General features: G+C 40.8%; 15 protein-coding genes. 10 read left to right on the top strand and 5 right to left on the bottom strand.

Annotated features, from left to right (window positions below):
• The first annotated feature begins 527 nt into the window (after positions 1 to 527).
• A complete protein-coding gene (locus RMX69_RS12715; RefSeq protein WP_094351489.1) occupies positions 528 to 1,697 on the top strand; it encodes a homocysteine biosynthesis protein in 1,170 nt (389 codons plus the stop codon).
• A 106-nt stretch (positions 1,698 to 1,803) separates the two neighbouring features.
• Here RMX69_RS12715 and RMX69_RS12710 read toward each other — a convergent pair whose 3' ends face one another.
• Positions 1,804 to 2,829 carry a hypothetical protein gene (locus RMX69_RS12710; protein ID WP_289799357.1) on the bottom strand — a complete coding sequence of 342 codons (1,026 nt, stop codon included), beginning with the start codon at positions 2,827 to 2,829 and terminating at the stop codon, positions 1,804 to 1,806.
• Between the two features lie 378 nt (positions 2,830 to 3,207).
• On the opposite strand from RMX69_RS12710, the gene RMX69_RS12705 reads away from it, so the two are divergent.
• Positions 3,208 to 4,101, top strand: a complete 894-nt coding sequence (locus RMX69_RS12705; RefSeq protein WP_289799356.1) for a tetratricopeptide repeat protein — start codon at positions 3,208 to 3,210, stop codon at positions 4,099 to 4,101.
• Positions 4,102 to 4,280: 179 nt separating this feature from the next.
• On the opposite strand, the gene RMX69_RS12700 is transcribed toward RMX69_RS12705, so the two are convergent.
• From RMX69_RS12700 to RMX69_RS12690, 3 genes are all read right to left on the bottom strand, one after another.
• Complete coding sequence (locus RMX69_RS12700; protein WP_289799355.1) at positions 4,281 to 4,901, bottom strand: TMEM165/GDT1 family protein; 621 nt, start codon at positions 4,899 to 4,901, stop codon at positions 4,281 to 4,283.
• Positions 4,902 to 5,211: 310 nt separating this feature from the next.
• The gene (locus RMX69_RS12695) at positions 5,212 to 5,664 is read right to left on the bottom strand and encodes a DUF29 domain-containing protein (RefSeq protein WP_289799354.1); all 453 of its coding nucleotides are present in this window, start codon (positions 5,662 to 5,664) and stop codon (positions 5,212 to 5,214) included.
• 338 nt (positions 5,665 to 6,002) lie between these two features.
• Positions 6,003 to 6,962, bottom strand: coding sequence for a protochlorophyllide reductase (locus RMX69_RS12690; protein ID WP_289799353.1), 960 nt, complete (start codon positions 6,960 to 6,962; stop codon positions 6,003 to 6,005).
• A gap of 494 nt (positions 6,963 to 7,456) precedes the next feature.
• Here RMX69_RS12690 and RMX69_RS12685 point away from each other — a divergent pair, with 494 nt between their 5' ends.
• Positions 7,457 to 8,794, top strand: a complete 1,338-nt coding sequence (locus RMX69_RS12685) for an AAA-like domain-containing protein (RefSeq protein ID WP_289799352.1) — start codon at positions 7,457 to 7,459, stop codon at positions 8,792 to 8,794.
• A gap of 138 nt (positions 8,795 to 8,932) precedes the next feature.
• The gene (locus RMX69_RS12680; RefSeq protein ID WP_322637656.1) at positions 8,933 to 10,507 is read left to right on the top strand and encodes an AAA-like domain-containing protein; all 1,575 of its coding nucleotides are present in this window, start codon (positions 8,933 to 8,935) and stop codon (positions 10,505 to 10,507) included.
• 24 nt (positions 10,508 to 10,531) lie between these two features.
• On the opposite strand, the gene RMX69_RS12675 is transcribed toward RMX69_RS12680, so the two are convergent.
• Positions 10,532 to 10,696 (bottom strand): hypothetical protein, encoded by a 165-nt coding sequence (locus RMX69_RS12675; protein WP_289799350.1) that lies wholly within the window; start codon positions 10,694 to 10,696, stop codon positions 10,532 to 10,534.
• A 190-nt stretch (positions 10,697 to 10,886) separates the two neighbouring features.
• Here RMX69_RS12675 and RMX69_RS12670 point away from each other — a divergent pair, with 190 nt between their 5' ends.
• The 6 genes from RMX69_RS12670 (at position 10,887) to RMX69_RS12645 (ending at position 16,530) form a co-directional block, all read left to right on the top strand.
• Entirely contained in the window at positions 10,887 to 11,123 is a 237-nt protein-coding gene (locus RMX69_RS12670) for a hypothetical protein (protein WP_289799349.1), read from the top strand.
• Positions 11,124 to 11,292: 169 nt separating this feature from the next.
• Positions 11,293 to 13,458 carry a DNA helicase RecQ gene (gene recQ / locus RMX69_RS12665; RefSeq protein WP_322637655.1) on the top strand — a complete coding sequence of 722 codons (2,166 nt, stop codon included), beginning with the start codon at positions 11,293 to 11,295 and terminating at the stop codon, positions 13,456 to 13,458.
• Positions 13,459 to 13,502: 44 nt separating this feature from the next.
• Complete coding sequence (locus tag RMX69_RS12660) at positions 13,503 to 14,051, top strand: hypothetical protein (RefSeq protein WP_289799347.1); 549 nt, start codon at positions 13,503 to 13,505, stop codon at positions 14,049 to 14,051.
• A gap of 63 nt (positions 14,052 to 14,114) precedes the next feature.
• Positions 14,115 to 14,687, top strand: coding sequence for a Uma2 family endonuclease (locus tag RMX69_RS12655; protein ID WP_322637654.1), 573 nt, complete (start codon positions 14,115 to 14,117; stop codon positions 14,685 to 14,687).
• 12 nt (positions 14,688 to 14,699) lie between these two features.
• Positions 14,700 to 14,903: a hypothetical protein gene (locus RMX69_RS12650; protein ID WP_322637653.1), complete on the top strand. Its 204-nt coding sequence runs from the start codon at positions 14,700 to 14,702 to the stop codon at positions 14,901 to 14,903.
• A 364-nt stretch (positions 14,904 to 15,267) separates the two neighbouring features.
• On the top strand, positions 15,268 to 16,530 hold the full coding sequence (locus tag RMX69_RS12645; protein ID WP_289799344.1) for a glycosyltransferase family 4 protein: 1,263 nt from the start codon (positions 15,268 to 15,270) through the stop codon (positions 16,528 to 16,530).
• The last annotated feature ends 284 nt before the right edge of the window (positions 16,531 to 16,814 follow it).

Below are 16,814 nucleotides of genomic sequence, written 5' to 3'. Positions count from 1 at the left end.
TCAGAACAAGTCCGCCAGAAAGCAACTTATTTTTGCTTATACTTCGCTTCTATTAATGCTCTTAAATAATTTCTACCTTCTCAAAACTTTCTAGTATCTGCGATTAACTCCCACTTTGCGATTGACTAGTTGGCTTATAATGCTTTACAAAAACCAGAAATGTTTCTTTCGGTTGACGTAAAATTATTTAAGTCCAGTAAGTCCACTTAATCCTAACCATACATACATTTGATTGATAATGCAAGGCTTTTTTTATGGTAATTTTACGTAGAATCAAAACTATTTTGGATACAGGCAGCTTGTTTGCCCCAAAAAATCTATCATTTTAATTTTGCAATACTTGAATTATTTTTTGGAATTTATCTTTATTCGGGGTAAGCTGTCGCGCAGAGATTGGCGATCGCCATTTGGAGATGAAATTATCCAATAGTCTCGATCATCTGCGCTCACAAAGAGCAATAAAAATTTCTTTTCCCTACTCCCTAACCCTCATTTCCCACTCACCAGGAAGCCTAAGCACTGATAAGATGCGAACAATTGCAGAAATTAACGAGAAAATTAAGCGCCAACGTGCGGTGGTGTTGACAACTGAAGAATTAAAAGCACGAGTTGTAGAAATCGGTGTTACTAAAGCTGCTAAAGAAGTCGATGTAATTACCACTGGTACTTTTGAGCCGATGGAATCAAGTGGTGCAATTATCAATCTGGGACATACCGATCCCCCAATAAAAATTCGTCGTTGTTGGTTAGATGGTGTACCAGCATACTCTGGTTTTGGGGCAGTAGATTTATATTTAGGTGCGAGTTGCGCTGTGGAGACGACAGACGGGGAAGAAGTGCGAGAACGTGGTGGCGGTCATGTAATCGAAGATTTGATCGCTGGTAAATCTATACACGTGAAAGCGCAAGGACAAGTAACAGATTGTTACCCCAGAGCAAATTTTGAAACTACAATTACCAGTGACACAATTAATCAGTTTTATTTATTTAATCCGCGCAATCTTTATCAAAATTTTATTGTTGGTGTCAATGGTGGCGATCGCCCTCTCTTTACATATCTCGGCCCTTTACAACCACGTCTGGGGAATGCGGTTTATTCTAACCCAGGTGCGATTTCCCCCTTACTCAACGATCCCGATTTGCAACTCGTTGGTATAGGTACTCGAATTTTTTTAGGCGGCGGTATTGGCTATGTCGCTTGGGAAGGCACTCAGCACTTCCCCTTACAAAAGCGTTTAGCTAATCGTACACCGATTGGGCCTTCTGCCACTTTAGCTTTAATTGGTGATGCCAAGCAAATGGATGCTCATTGGGTGCGGGGGTGTTACTTCAAAAGTTATGGCCCCTCATTAATGTTAGGGGTTGGTGTACCACTACCTGTATTAAATGAACAAGTAATTGAACACTGCGCCGTCCAAGATCAAGACTTAGTAGCCCCAATAGTAGATTTTTCCATTCCCCGGCGTGTCCGTCCCACCTTTGGTTTGGTGAGTTACGCCCAACTCAAATCTGGGCGGATAACTATAGAGGGCAAAGCAGTACGCTCTGCCCCCTTAGCGAGTTTGTTTTTTTCTAGGCAAGTCGCCCTAGAGTTGAAAAAGTGGATCGAAGCAGGTACGTTTACCCTGACAGAACCAGTTTCTCCAATTCCGATGGAGCGATCTTTTCTACCCCAAGACCGTCGGACGGATTTTTGATTGGGGGAGTGGGGAGTAAGAATTTTAGATTTTAGATTTTGGATTTTAGATTGGAATTTAATCCAAAATCTAAAATCCAAAATCCAAAATTGAATTTCCCCATACCCTACTCTTGAGTCGGTTTCGGTCGCTTGATGGGTTTAGGAGTGGGTGTTCTTGGTATAGGTTTTGACACCACTGAAGGGTCGCCGCCTGTACTTGTTTTCTTGATGGGACGAGGGGTTTCGCCAGTGCGTCTGGGGGGGAATGGTTTTCTACCACCAGCACCACCAATACCAGCACGAGGCCCACCTTTAAATGGTGGTTTGCGTTTTTTGGGCAAATCAGCGATCGCCTCGGCTTTTTCTACTATCAAAACGTCTGCTTCCCGCTTGGCTTGGAAGTCCCAAAATTTTCCCACTGCTTTGGTGGTTAGCACACCCCTCAATTTCAACTTAAAATATTTGGGTTTGTCAGTTGATTTGCGTGGAGCCTGTCTAATTTTGACTACCAAGCTTTTAGCATCAAAAGATTGGTATACTACTTCACCACGAACAGAAAAACCACCATCTGCAACTTCTGATGAAGGTTTCAGGGCAGTTGTATTTAGTTCAGAGTTCTCGGATAAGCCATCATCGAGTGTCTCTAACTCTTGCAACTCCAAATCCGATTCGTCCTCATCTGTTGAGTTTTTAGCCAGATTTTCTGGTTCCCAAACTCCGACGATTTGGATGTGCAAGGTATCATTTTCTTGTCTAGTACGTGGATATACTACCCACAAGTGTTCTTTTTCTAAGTCTAGATGATTCTTGACTAAGCTCATAATCCGGCCTAGGAGGACGGCATTGAGTTCTACACCATCTGGAGTCAGCAACGTACCTTGAGTAAATTGTTCGCTGCTAGCATGATAGCGACCCCGGACTAAGCCGATCGCTCGATACTGCATCGGTTCACTGGGAGGCGGAATCGGTTGCTGGCGATTAATCAAGTTCCCATTTGAGTCAGTCTCGCTGGTGTTGACAGGCAAATTGTCAACTTGTTTAGAGGACTGGGCTGCTATATGAACATTAGCGGCTGCCTCTACGTTAGTTGGGCCCTGGTTAGAGGCAGAAGAATTGGAAGATTCAGGCAACGGCATCAGGTCGGAATTCATAAAAACTCCTTGCGGCGGAGACACATCCCATTGTGGGATTTTACAAAGGCAGCTGGAAAGAGCATTTGTGCGACTGATGAAAGTATATTGGCTTTTCACAAAATCACACTAGGGTACTCTATACAATCCTAAAGGCGCTAAATTTAATGTATAAACACTAAATGTCTAATTTAGCGGCTTTACACTAGTTTCGGAAGCATATCATAGCTACAATTCTGACGGCTCCTCCTAAAGTCATCACTTACTTTAGCAGTGTGGATAGTTAATTGTTATAAAATTCACAGGCAATTGGCGGTATTCCGCAAAGTTTTGGAAATTTTTAACTTTACGATTTGTGTAAATGATAATGTCATTAAAATTTAGGAGAAAGACAAAACCGTGTCTCAACCGCGCAATCGTTGGATAGTTCAAGTCGTCTTAGCGGTGGCAATTCTTGCTTTTGTGGGTGTTTCGGTGATTCCCATAATTGGAGCATTTAATAATACGCCACCCTCAAACCAAAATACCGCTAGCACTAGAGGCAGTTTGACCTCCGCTGACCAAAAATCAAAACTGGAAGACGAAGCACGGGGTTATGAACAGGTTTTGCAAAGGGAACCAGAAAATCAGACTGCGCTTAAGGGTCTGTTACAGGCGCGGCTGCAATTACTGAGTCAAAAAGATAAAAGTGAGGTTAAACCAGCTGATATCCAAGTTGTCATTGAACCTTTAGAAAAGCTAGCCAAGCTGAATCCCGAACAGTCGGAATATTCAGTGTTACTAGCTCAAGCCAAACAGCAAATTGGCGATCGCGAAGGAGCCGCTCAAGCTTATCGCTCGATTTTGTCGACGAAACCAGGCGATTTGAAGGCTTTGCAAGGAATGGTGGCTTTATTGATCAGTCAGCAACGACCCGAAGCAGCCATTGGTTTGTTGCAAGAAACCCTCGCTAATGCAGCCCAAGCAAATACAATTCAGCCTGGAAGTGTCGATATAGTAGCGGTGCAGGTGCTGTTAGGTTCTGTTCATGCTTCCCAGAAACGTTATGCTCAAGCTAGCTCTGTTTATGACCAGGCAATTAAGAAAGATCCCAAGGATTTTCGCCCCGTTGTGGCAAAAGCGATGCTCTTGAAACAACAGGGCAAAGATGCAGATGCAAAACCTTTGTTTGATAGTGCCGCAGCTTTAGCACCTGCTCAGTACAGAGACGAAATTAAGAAGGCAGGAACGGTTTCTCCCATTCCTAAATCTGCTACCTCTCCCGCATCTTTACCGGAAAGTACGCCTAAGTAATGGGCATGGGGCGTTGAGCATGGGGCATGGAGAAGAGACAAGGTAGACAAGGAAGAGGGGGGAGATAAGGGAGAGACTTGTCCCCCCTTGTCCCCCTTGTCTCCCCTGCCCCGCTGGTTACTGAGCGCAGTCGTTGGCGCAGCCTCTCGTAGAGAAGTATGCTCCCCTGCTTCTTCCCCTCACGCTCCTTCAATGGCAGCAACAATACCAAAGACTAAAAACAAGCATCCGCCAATCAGGGTGAGTTGACGCTCAGAAATGCGTCCGGCAATCATTTTGCCGCCGATAACTGCGATCGCAGCACAAATGGCATGTCCTAAAATTGCACCTATTGTCACTCCAATCGGATTATTACCTGCTGCTAGAGCAATAGTGGCAATTTGGGTGCGATCGCCCCACTCTGCCATAAATGTCAACACAAAGGCTTCTATGACAATTGCCAAACCAGTCTTTTGTTTTGGCAACTGCAAATCTGCTTGTTTCACCGCAGCTTCCGCTTCTTGTACAACTTCTGTATCACAAGCAGCATTGGACATCTTACTAGCGTCATACAACAGCTTGATACCAAAGGCAATAAATAAAGCTATTTCAGCGTAATGAATAAAAACTTTTGGTAAAAAAGATACCGCTTGTCCAAATATCACCGAAAGGATTGTCATCGCGGCTAAAGCAGCTGTCACACCTATAAATACCAACCGCCGCGGGTGGTGCATTGCCAAAATTACAGCGATAAAAAACGTTTTATCGCCTAGTTCTGAAACTGTAATTAGTAATAAACCTGCGGTAAAAGCTGTTAACACTCTCTCAAGCTCCTGAAGAATCGTTTACCGATGTGAAGCTTGATGAGAGCCAAAAGACCTCACCAAGTTTACACTTTTCGGTGTGAACTTAGTGAAGGTCTCGCTTTCAAATATTAATTATTTGCCACCTGAACCAGGCTCATCGCCAGTATGTTGATTCAGATGTACTGGCTTTCAAGTTTTTTGCCAGCAGCTACTCCCCTTCTATGCGTTCGTAATTATACATATTTTCCATATATTAAGTCAAGAGAGTAGCTAATATCGAGGTATAACTGTAGAGTGAAGCGTTACATACAGACCGATTCAGGGCTTACTGAGGTAAAAACTCATCATCTGTGACTTCTGCTAGCTGGTATGGGCAGTTCAGAGGAAAGGATTCCATTGACAAGCCAGTTTCAGCTTTTGCTTGCTTAACCGCTTGTGTGTAACACTCAGCAAAAACTATCTCAAGATAGGATTTGAGACTAGGTGAATCATCTAGAGCTTCTTTGACACGTCTACGATGTTCAATTATGCTTCCTTCCCAGCTACCGCTTCTTTTATCGGGCTGAAATTGCCATTTGAGCAAATGGATGAGAATTACAATCAGATTACTCTTGAGACTCCGGCGCTCACTCCTTCCCATATCGGCAATTTCTTCAATTAGGTTCTCCCACTCAACGTTTGCGTAATCCTCACTTTGCAATTTTTCTACAGTCGTTTCTATCCATTGCAAGTAATCAGTTTCATATAGGGTTTGGGAATGTGCCTTTAGGGAAGACATAGCAGTTTCCATCAGAAATCTTTAGATAATATCTCACATATCTTTACAATTAACATCGGTGCGTTAAAGTTTAACGCACCCTACGGACTAAAGTAATTGCCAATTGTCTACAACTTTAATAAAGTTAGAGGTGACGTAATAAGCTAATCAGCATTTAAGTTGCATAATCAGGGCGGGCAAGATGCCCACCCCACAAGATATTGATAAAATTTTATCTGCAAATTAGATGTGTTTTAGCTTAATCACCTCAAGCATTACTTACCTGCACAATAATACTAATTCATTCAAAAAAATGAATTTATGAATCATGCACAAGGGTAACGCCAAGTCCTGTTCCGTCATGCAAGTCCAACCAATTTGGCACTTAGTTCCCACATGCGATCGCCTTTGTCATCATCACGGGCTTGAGGAGAGACTTTTTGCACAAAAGACTTGCCATCTTTCTTCTGACGATTTCCCCAACTCCAATAAATACCGGATTGATTATACTCAGGATCGGCAACCACAGCAGCAACCCGTTCTCCCGCTAACTCTTGAGACACATATCCTCCAGTGATGTACTTCTGGAATAATGGGAAGATTTTCTGAAACAGGGGATAGTGGTTTCTAAATAGCGGCGTTTCTGCAACACATCCCGGATAAAGAGAATTGAAGACGATACCGGTTGACTCGTGATAGCGCTCGTGCAGTTCCCGCATAGTCAGCACGTTGCAAACTTTGCTGTCTTTGTAAGCTTTGACTGGTTCAAATTTCTTGCCATCAATCATCGATATTGGCTCTTTAAACCCTTCTGCAAAGCCTTGTAAATCGCCTAAGTCGGGACGTGGTGGAATCTTTCCACCGAGTTCGTCTGGATTGTGCGTAACTGTTCCTAAAATTACCAGCCTTGGTTCTAAAGATGATTTCTTCAGATCCTCTATCATCAGGTTGCACAAAAGGAAATGCCCCAGATGATTGGTAGTGACAGTTAACTCGTAACCTTCTGGACTGCGTAAAGGCTCTTTGATTAAGGGCATATAAATTGCAGCGTTGCACACCAAAGCATCTAAAGACTTGCCGGTGGCTCGGAAGTTCTTCACAAATTGTCGAACACTTTCCAAGGAGCCAAGGTCAATATGTATGCTGGTATAACTGTTGTAGGGGATTTCCACAGCTTGAGCAGCTTTTTGTGCCTTCGCTAAATCCCGACATGCCAGTATCACATACCATCCTTTATCAGCAAGAGCTTTTGCAGCATACAAACCCACCCCCGAAGAGGCACCCGTAATTACAACCGTTGGCTTCTGATGTTGTTCCATTGTGTTCGCACTCCATTGACTGTCTCTAGGATCTCATACCAGTGAGCCATGATTGTCATCAGCTTTTTCAAGGCTGCATTAGGCTGAACTAACCTCGTACTCCAAATAAAAGAGACTAATAGTTAATAAAAAAAGTATATAATTATACAAAAACTGCTCCAAAAAATATAATTACAATAATATTTGTGATTTACTAATAGAGTTTAAAATTGTATCAATGCAATGTTGAATTTTTCTGGTTTCAAGTATTTTTTCAGATGTATATTATTACTGGGCCAAAAATTTTATAGCGTTTCCTAATCATATAAAGTACATCATAGTTACCTTCTCGCTAGTGGGGAGGTGATTGGGGTGGGGTTCTCATACCTTACTAAACCTAGAACCGCTATAAGTAAATTGCCTACCTGTTTAACAATTTATACACTGTGGATAAGCTTCTACAATCTGTAAAAAAAATTCTCCAAGACAAGCCTCTCGATTCAATTCAGTGGTTTGTGCTCTATCAATCGTGGTTGGGTAAAACTTATGGTGAGATGGCAGAGGTGTCAGGCTACGGCAACAATTACATCAAGGAAGTTGGTTCTGAGTTGTGGCAAGACCTTTCTGTAGCACTTGGAAAAAGAATAACGAAAAAAAATCTGCATTTAGCCTTAAATAAACACTTCCAAGACGAGATAGGTAATCAAGAAAATCAGATCCAAGAAAAGTTCGGTGAAGAATCTAGCTTAAAAATGGTTTCTCCAGACTTTTTTTCAGCAAGCAAGATAGAATTTCCTAGCGGTCCTGTAGCGCTAGGTTCTCCTTTTTACATCAATCGCCCTTCCCTGGAAGAACTTGTTTGTAATGAGGTTTTACACCCTGGTTGCTTAATCCGGATCAAAGCACCTAGAAAGATGGGAAAAAGTTCTCTGCTCAATCGGATGATTGCTTATGCTAAAGAGCAAGATTATCAAATTGTCTATTTGGACTTTCAAGAAGCTGACCAAGACGTTTTTGCTTCCCTGGATAAATTTTTACGTTGGTTTTGTGTAAATGTCAGTAGGCAGTTAAATCTCCTTCCTTGTGTAGATGATTTTTGGGATATAGAAATGGGCAGCAAGGTAAGCTGCAAAATCTATTTTGAAGCTTATCTGTTGCAATACATTAATGATAGTCCTTTAGTTTTGGCCTTGAATGAAGTCCATCGGATTTTTGAACATCCCAATATTGCCCAAGACTTTCTGCCAATGCTGCGATTTTGGCATGAACAAGCAAAGCAAGATCAGACTTGGCAAAAACTACGGATGGTAGTGGTTCACACCACAGAAATTTATATTCCGCTTAAGCTCAACCAATCGCCTTTCAATGTAGGGATAACAATTACACTGCCACCATTTACCCTCAAGCAGGTACAGAATTTAGCATTACGTTACGGACTAGATTGGGCAGGAAACTCGGAAGGGATAAAACGCCTTGCACCCCTACAAGCAATGGTAGGAGGACATCCCTATCTGGTGAATCTTGCATTTTATCATCTATGTCAGGGAGAAATGACGCTGGAGGTGTTATTAGAAACTGCATCTATAGCAATAGGAATTTACGGTCAACATTTACGAGAACTGTTGACACTACTGCAAGAAGAACCAGAATTAATGTCAGCTATGGAGCAGGTAATTGCAACAAATGAAAAAGTGGAGTTAAATGCGATCGCTGCTTATAAACTAGAAAGTATGGGTTTGGTTCAACTAAATGGCAATCAAGCTAGTGCCATGTGTGAATTATATCGTCTTTATTTTAGTCAACAGTTTAGAAAGCAAAATAGTGCTAATGCTTCTATTAAACTTCCGCACTAGTTTTAAGAGTTCATAGTAAGTACTATAGTTTTTACTATGAACCTAATATCTCATCGAAATTATGAGCATGTTATCAAATTTACCTATGCACATTTATTGATTGAGATATAGAAATAATTTAAAATTAAAATCAATTAAATGAAAAATTATCGATACCAAGTTGGTGGTACTCTTACAAATGATGCTCCTAGCTATGTTCAGCGCCGAGCGGATGTAGAACTTTACGAAGCTTTAAAACAGGGTGAATTTTGCCACATTTTAACCTGTAGACAAATGGGTAAATCCTCACTTATGGTAAAAACAAAGCACCGCTTGCAAAAAGAGGGCTTTAGATGTGCCACCGTTGATATGACTAATATTGGTTGTGAAAATATAACTCCAGAACAGTGGTATAAAGGAGTTGTCGGCGATTTATGGTTGAGTTTTAAACTGTTAGGAAAAGTTAATTTAAAAACCTGGTGGCAAGAACAAAACGATCTTTCTTTAGTTCAGAAAACCAGTAGATTTATTTCGGAAATTTTGTTAGCTCAGTTTCCTAATGAAAAGTTATTTATTTTTATTGATGAAGTTGATAGTATACTCAGCCTCGATTTCTCTGTTGATGACTTTTTTAAATTGATTCGGTTTTGTTACAATCAACGGGCAATAAATCCAGAGTATTATCGGATTACATTTGCAATTTTTGGGGTTGCTACACCTTCAGACTTAATTATATATCAAAATAATACTACCCCCTTTAATCTTGGTAAAACCATCCAAGTAAATGGTTTCACCTTTGAAGAAGCTCAACCACTTTCTTTGGGACTAGATATTAAAGACAACCATCCTCAGAAAGTGTTGAAAGAAGTATTAGCTTGGACAGATGGGCAACCATTTCTTACTCAAAAGCTGTGTCGATTACTTGTGAGTTTATCTCAAGATGATATAGGTAGAAAGCTGAAAATTCCTCCTGGCACAGAAGAATTTTGGATAGAAAATGTGGTGCGATCGTACATCATCGAGAAATGGGAATCACAAGATGAACCAGAGCATTTACGAACTATTCGCGATCGCATTCTCAGAAACGAAAAATTTGCCGCCAGATTGTTAGGAATTTATCAACAAATACTCCAAGGATTGAAAGTAACAGCCGATGATAGTCGAGAACAGGTAGAACTGTTGCTGTCTGGTTTGGTAATCAAAAAACAAGGTTGTCTCCAAGTAAAAAACCGAATTTATCAAGAAGTTTTTAATTTAGAATGGGTTGGAAAAAAATTAGCTTACTTGCGCCCCTACTACGAAACCTTTAATGCATGGGTAGCCTCAGAGGAAAAAGATAAATCTCGCCTCTTGCGTGGACAAGCCTTGATCGATGCTCAAACGTGGGCAAATGGTAAAAGCTTGAGTAACTTAGATTATCGGTTTTTAGCTGCTAGTGAAGAATTAGATCGGCGAGAAGTACAGCAAGCATTAGAGGCTGAACGCGCTCAAGAAGTCGAAGCACGACTTTTTGAGCAACAAAAAAGGCTAGCTCAACAAAAGAAAAATGCCACAATAGTGACACTTTTGCTCGTGGGTATGACTATCAAGTTGGTGATTTCTATAGTGTGGGGAGTATCGCTTTTACGAAAGATTGATGTTTTAGAATCACAGCTAAAATGTGCCGAGCCGACTACACCCCTTCAATTTCCTCACTGTCCAAAGTCAAAAACTGCTAGGGAAACCTCAGAATAACGATCATAAAAAACTCTCAATAATCTAAGTGCAGCCGATGTATAGGTTAGTTATCACGAACAAATTTAAAACAGCTTTCCGAAAATTTACTCGTCGTAATGCTGACTTACTTATGACGATGTTTATTAGCTCAATACAAGTGCGATCGCTAATATTGTAGCGACAGTCTTTAAAGTCAAACGTAGGCATAGCCCTTCTCTACGAGAGGCTGCGCTCAGAAACCACCCGTTGTAGACATCTCTCATGTATGAAGGTTGATTTAGTGCGATAAATTAATATGAGTTTGACGAAGCTCAAAAAGCGATAAGGATAAAACTTTTAAGTTTTTTATATCTTACGAGTTCTGTTATCAACGCAAATAATTAAGAGGATCAAGCAATTGAGTAACCTAGATAGAGTTTTAGATGCCGCAATGGAGCTTACTTTAGAGCAGCAAGAAATACTGGTACAAATTCTCAAAAACCGAATTATTGAAAGTCGGCGAGATGAAATTGCGTCAGATGCAGCAGCTTCCATTGCTGAATTTCAAGCAGGTAGGTTCAAAGTCCAGACTGCTACCGAAGCAATTCAAGAATTACGGGAATATCTCAATAACCCAAGTGCAGCCGATGTATAAGTTAGTTATCACGAGCAAATTTAAAAGAGCTTTCCGAAAATTTACTCGTCGTCATGCTGACTTACAAGCCAGAATAGAAAGTTCTGACCAAGGCTACCAATGATGTGAGTTAAAATCCTGATATCTTCAATCACTACTCACGCAGACAGCCTCCGAAAAAGCGATCGCTATGCTTCAGTATCCCCATCTCGAACAAGCGCTAAAATATCACTTCGGTTACGACCAATTCCGCCCTGGACAACGGCAAATTATCGAAGATGCGCTGCAAAATCGAGATTTAATGGTTGTGATGCCGACTGGCGGGGGAAAATCTCTATGTTTTCAGCTACCAGCATTGTTGAAAAATGGACTAACTGTGGTAGTTTCGCCGTTAATTGCTTTGATGCAAGACCAAGTAGAAGCACTGCGAAATAATAATATTAACGCGACATTTCTCAATAGCAGTTTGAACGCTTACAAAGTGCGATCGCGGGAAGAAGCCATCCTCAACGGTAAAGTAAAATTACTCTACGTCGCCCCTGAACGCCTCTTGAGTGAAAGGTTTCTACCGTTTCTCGATTTAGTTAAAGAAAAAATCGGGATTTCTAGCTTCGCTATTGATGAAGCACATTGTGTTTCGGAATGGGGACACGATTTTCGTCCAGAATATCGCCAGTTGAAATCTCTGCGAAAACGCTATCCTGATGTTCCTACGGTCGCCCTCACCGCCACAGCAACTGATCGCGTCCGTAGTGATATCATTCAACAATTAGGGCTAAAGCAACCTAGCATTCATCTTGCTAGCTTTAATCGTGAAAATCTTTATTATGAAGTTCGTCCTAAAACTAAATATGCTTACGCTGAATTGTTAGAACTAATTCGAGAAACTGAAGGTTCGACAATTATTTATTCTTTAACTCGTAAAAAAGTTGATGAACTCACTTTTAAACTACAAAATGATAAAATTGGTGTTCTGCCTTATCACGCCGGATTAACTGATGAGGAACGTAGTAGTAATCAAACGCGATTTATTCGAGATGATGTCCGGGTGATGGTAGCAACAGTTGCCTTTGGGATGGGAATTAATAAACCCGATGTGCGGCTTGTAGTTCATTTTGATATGCCCAGAAATATAGAAAGTTATTATCAAGAATCGGGTCGAGCAGGTAGAGATGGAGAACCATCTCGGTGTACGATATTTTTCAGCTTTGGTGATGTTAAAACAATTGAATGGAGTATCGATCAAAAAACTGATCCTCAAGAACAGTTGATTGCTAAACAACAACTGCGGCAGATGATCGATTATGCTGAAGGCACTGATTGCCGGCGAACGATTCAACTAGGTTATTTTGGAGAAAGGTTTCCTGGGAATTGTGGTAACTGTGACAATTGTCGTCATCCCAAACCCATGCAAGATTGGACAGTTGAAGCCATGAAGTTTTTATCTTGTGTGGCGCGTTGCAAAGAAAGATTTGGGATGCTACACATAATCGATGTGTTGCGAGGGGCAAAAAAAGACAAAATTCTCCAGTACGAACATGATAAACTTTCTACTTATGGTATTGGTAAAGATAGAACTGTAGATGAATGGCGAATGTTGGGGCGATCGCTTTTACATCAAGGGTTAATAGAACAAACTAGCGATGGTTACTCAGTTTTAAAACTAAATGCCCACAGTTGGGAAGTAATGCGAAAACAGCGCACAGTTTCGCTAGCTGTAACCACAGTCCAAAAGATTAGCTGGGAACAGGGGAGTGAAAAAGCAGAAGTTGCAGAAATATTATTACAGAAGTTGCGATCGCTCCGTAAACAATTAGCTGATGAGCAATCTGTACCACCTTACGTGATCTTCCATGATTCCACTTTAAAATTGATGGTACAGGTGCAACCTCAAAACTTAGCTGAATTTGCCAAACTTTCTGGTGTAGGTAGTCACAAACTCGCTCAATATGGTGAAAAGTTTCTTACAGAAATTCGCGCTTACCGCCAAGAAAAAGGTTTGCAAAATAAATCGGCTAATAATAATTATGTACCCTCTAGCAACTCAGCTTCTTACACAGAATTACAGACATTACAATTGCATCAACAAGGTTTAAATATTGCTCAAATTGCCCAAAAACGCAACCTTAGTCCGGCAACAGTTAGCAATCATTTAGAAAAATTAATTGAGAAAAATCAGCCAGTTGATTTAAATCAATTAGTACCTTTAGAACATCAACAAAAAATTTGGCAGGTTTTAGAAGTACTCGGTGACATTTCTCTCACTCCCATCAAAGAACAACTAGGCGAAAGGTACACTTTTGATGAAATTCGCTTAGTACGGAGTAAGTGGCGGCGTGAAAATCGCAAGAGATAATTTGCTTAGGACAAGTAATAAAAAAACACAATGATTGTTTTGTTATGAATGACAATCAAAAAAATAACGAGAGAGATAAATCAAAACTCTCAAATATGCCAAAATCAATACACTGCTTTAACTTTATATATTTGCTTTTTTGTGTTTCGCTTATTGCATTTGGAGTCAAGTTAATATCTGCACCAGAGAAGATTACCACTTTTTCTTGTGAGCGAACACCAAAACACATCAATTGTCAGTTGACTAATCGAGATTGGTGGGAGTCGTCTGTGAAAATTTATTCGGAATTAGATTTATGGATGGGCGTAGAAGTTAAGGCAATCAATGATGATGGAGGCAAACAATATTATGTCGCCCCTGTTATCAAGGATGGAAAAGATTATCGCATTTCTAACTCCTCCTACTGGCAACCATCAGCACAAAAACTTGCTGACAAAATTAATGCCTTTGTAAATGATTCTCAACAGAAAGTTCTGACACTCACTCAAGACAATTCTAACCCACTTATATTAGGTGGCTGGTTTTGCGTTTTATTTGGTACATTTTGTTTAAGTCTTACTATTTGCTCATATATTTGTTTTTTGAAAAACTAGATAAGAAAGCTCAATTTAAATCTTATGATTAAAATACAAGAGCAATATCAAAGGAGTTAGCCAATGAGTCAGATACTTAATACAGGAGTACGCTGGACAATTCACGATGTGGAACTATTTGCAGAAAATGAAGGGACGCGCTACGAGATAGTTGATGGAGAATTATTTATGACTAGGGCACCTCACTTTAAACATCAGCAAACTTGCGGCAGAATTTTTCAACAGCTTAACATTTGGTCAGATTCTACTGGTTTAGGAGAAGCTGTAATCAATCCTGGTGTTTTGTTTTCAGAATCAGATAATGTGATTCCTGATGTAGTTTGGGCTACTAAAGAAACCTTGGCGCTAACATTGGATGAAGCGGGACATTTAACTGGCGCACCAGATTTAGTAGTCGAAGTCTTGTCTGAAAGTAAGTCAGATGAAAGACGGGATAAGGAAGCAAAACTTAAACTTTATTCTTCCAGAGGAGTAAAAGAATATTGGATTGCTGATTGGCGATCGCGTAAACTAGAGGTCTATCGACGCGAACAAAGTCAACTTAACTTGGTAGCAACCTTATTTAGTAATGATAATATAATTTCTCCACTATTGCCTGGTTTTAGCTGTACTGTAGACCAGTTTTTTCCTGTATAAATTTGAGGTGGAATGGAAAAACAAATCTCAAGTAGCGGATTAACTAAAGTCCAGGTAGTGACTATGGCGATCGCATCTGGTGTCTGTGTTGCTAATGTTTATTATAATCAGCCAATCCTCAAAGATATTGCATCATCTTTTCGAGTCAGTGAAGGCGAAGCGGGTAGCATCTCTGTGCTGACGCAAGTTGGTTACGGTTTTGGGCTTTTTTTTTAATCCCCTTGGGCGATAAAATCAACAAGAAAAAATTAATTTTTTCCTAACGCTGTTGCTGTTCTGAAATCGGTTAGGGGGTCAGACCCCTTATTCGCTGTATCCTCACAGAAGACAGAAGTCGGAGATTTGAGTCTCTGGGTGGAGAGCAAATTCAATATTTGTATTTAATCTATTTGTATTTGCAGTTTTCATGTATTTGAACCACATCTGTCGTAAGGGCATAGCAATGCTTTGCCCCTAGGGGGTGGTCTATTTACCTGAAAATAGCTGTAATGTTTAATCTAAAAGTATACTTCTGGCAGAGGATGTAAAAAAATTAGACATATCGTAATCAATCTTTGTCAAAATCAGCAACACACAAACTATGAACTCTACCACCGAAAAACGTATCGCCTTGATTTCAGTCCACGGAGATCCGGCGGTTGAAATAGGCAAAGAAGAAGCTGGAGGACAAAATGTTTATGTACGCCAGGTGGGCAAAGCACTAGCACAGCTAGGATGGCAAGTTGATATGTTTACCCGCAAGGTGAGTCTGAAGCAAGACTCGATTGTTGAACATAGCGACAATTGTCGAACTATTCGTTTAAAAGCTGGCCCTCTTGAGTTTGTGCCGCGAGATGAGATTTTTGAATATCTGCAAGAATTTGTGGATAATCTCCTCCAATTTCAAGTAGAAAATGACATTACATACCAATTGGTTCACACTAACTATTGGCTCTCTGGTTGGGTGGGCATGAAGTTAAAGGAAATCCAAAAGAGTAAACAGGTTCACACCTACCACTCCTTAGGAGCAGTCAAGTACAACACTGTAGAAGATATTCCTTTGATTGCTAATAAGCGATTAGCCGTGGAAAAAGATGTGTTGGAAAAAGCAGAGCGAATTGTAGCGACAAGTCCACAAGAACAGCAACATATGCGATCGCTAGTTTCCACAAAAGGCAGTATCGACATCATTCCCTGTGGTACAGATATTCAGCGCTTTGGTTCGATTGCACGAGAAGCAGCTAGGGCGGAATTGAGAATTGGCAAAGAAGCCAAAGTTGTGTTGTATGTAGGGCGTTTTGACCAACGCAAAGGTATAGAAACCTTGGTGCGGGCAGTAAACCAGTCTGGGCTACGCGATTCCAACAATCCCCAGCTAATTATTGGTGGTGGTAGCACTCCAGGTAACAGTGACGGGATAGAGCGCGATCGCATTGAGCAAATCGTCAACGAATTGGGAATGAGCGACTTTACTATCTTTGCTGGTCGTCTGAGTCAAGAGATTCTACCAACTTATTACGCAGCTGCTGATGTTTGTGTTGTTCCCAGTCATTATGAACCCTTTGGACTAGTGGCGATTGAAGCTATGGCAAGCGGTACACCAGTGGTAGCAAGTGATGTCGGCGGACTTCAGTTTACTGTAGTTAATGAAGAAACTGGTTTATTGGCTCCACCACAAGATGTAGATAGCTTTGCGTCTGCCATAGACCGAATTCTCTTAAATCCAGAATGGCGAGATGAATTGGGTAAAGCTGGTAGAAAGCGCGTCGAAAATAAATTTAGCTGGGATGGTGTAGCAAATCAGCTGAGTGAACTTTACACCCAATTGTTGCAGCCACAACCAATAGCGTCAACAGCAAAATAACTAGTGGACTCAACAGCAAAAAAGCCAGTTAAAACCAGTTTTGGTTGCTAAATAATTCTCTTGCGTAACAGATAATGATGCGTGAGTAACTCGGATAAGATTTTGGGTTTAACTTTGGCAGCGTAGGCGTTGGCGTAGCCTCTCGTAGAGAAGCCCGCCGTAGGCATCGCCTGAGCTTGGAAAACTCAACACCAAACACAAACTGTATAAAAAAGTAACTTGTCACCTCAACGTAGAAGTCTATCTCATGATAGAACTCTGCGTTTTTTGATTCGCAGCTATCA

Source organism: Nostoc sp. EspVER01 (genome assembly GCF_034530635.1).
In the GTDB taxonomy this organism is placed as follows: domain Bacteria; phylum Cyanobacteriota; class Cyanobacteriia; order Cyanobacteriales; family Nostocaceae; genus Nostoc.
Note: the sequence above shows the minus strand (reverse complement) of the source record. Positions and strands in the feature narration are given on the sequence as shown.

What these genes read in the sequence shown, in the direction of transcription:
- RMX69_RS12715 (WP_094351489.1), top strand. Translation starts at nt 528, where the DNA reads ATGCGAACAATTGCAGAAATTAACGAGAAAATTAAGCGCCAACGTGCG.
- RMX69_RS12675 (WP_289799350.1), bottom strand. Translation starts at nt 10,696, where the DNA reads ATGCCTACGTTTGACTTTAAAGACTGTCGCTACAATATTAGCGATCGC.
- RMX69_RS12695 (WP_289799354.1), bottom strand. Translation starts at nt 5,664, where the DNA reads ATGTCTTCCCTAAAGGCACATTCCCAAACCCTATATGAAACTGATTAC.
- RMX69_RS12690 (WP_289799353.1), bottom strand. Translation starts at nt 6,962, where the DNA reads ATGGAACAACATCAGAAGCCAACGGTTGTAATTACGGGTGCCTCTTCG.
- RMX69_RS12710 (WP_289799357.1), bottom strand. Translation starts at nt 2,829, where the DNA reads ATGAATTCCGACCTGATGCCGTTGCCTGAATCTTCCAATTCTTCTGCC.
- RMX69_RS12650 (WP_322637653.1), top strand. Translation starts at nt 14,700, where the DNA reads ATGGAAAAACAAATCTCAAGTAGCGGATTAACTAAAGTCCAGGTAGTG.
- RMX69_RS12655 (WP_322637654.1), top strand. Translation starts at nt 14,115, where the DNA reads ATGAGTCAGATACTTAATACAGGAGTACGCTGGACAATTCACGATGTG.
- recQ (WP_322637655.1), top strand. Translation starts at nt 11,293, where the DNA reads ATGCTTCAGTATCCCCATCTCGAACAAGCGCTAAAATATCACTTCGGT.
- RMX69_RS12680 (WP_322637656.1), top strand. Translation starts at nt 8,933, where the DNA reads ATGAAAAATTATCGATACCAAGTTGGTGGTACTCTTACAAATGATGCT.
- RMX69_RS12645 (WP_289799344.1), top strand. Translation starts at nt 15,268, where the DNA reads ATGAACTCTACCACCGAAAAACGTATCGCCTTGATTTCAGTCCACGGA.
- RMX69_RS12660 (WP_289799347.1), top strand. Translation starts at nt 13,503, where the DNA reads ATGAATGACAATCAAAAAAATAACGAGAGAGATAAATCAAAACTCTCA.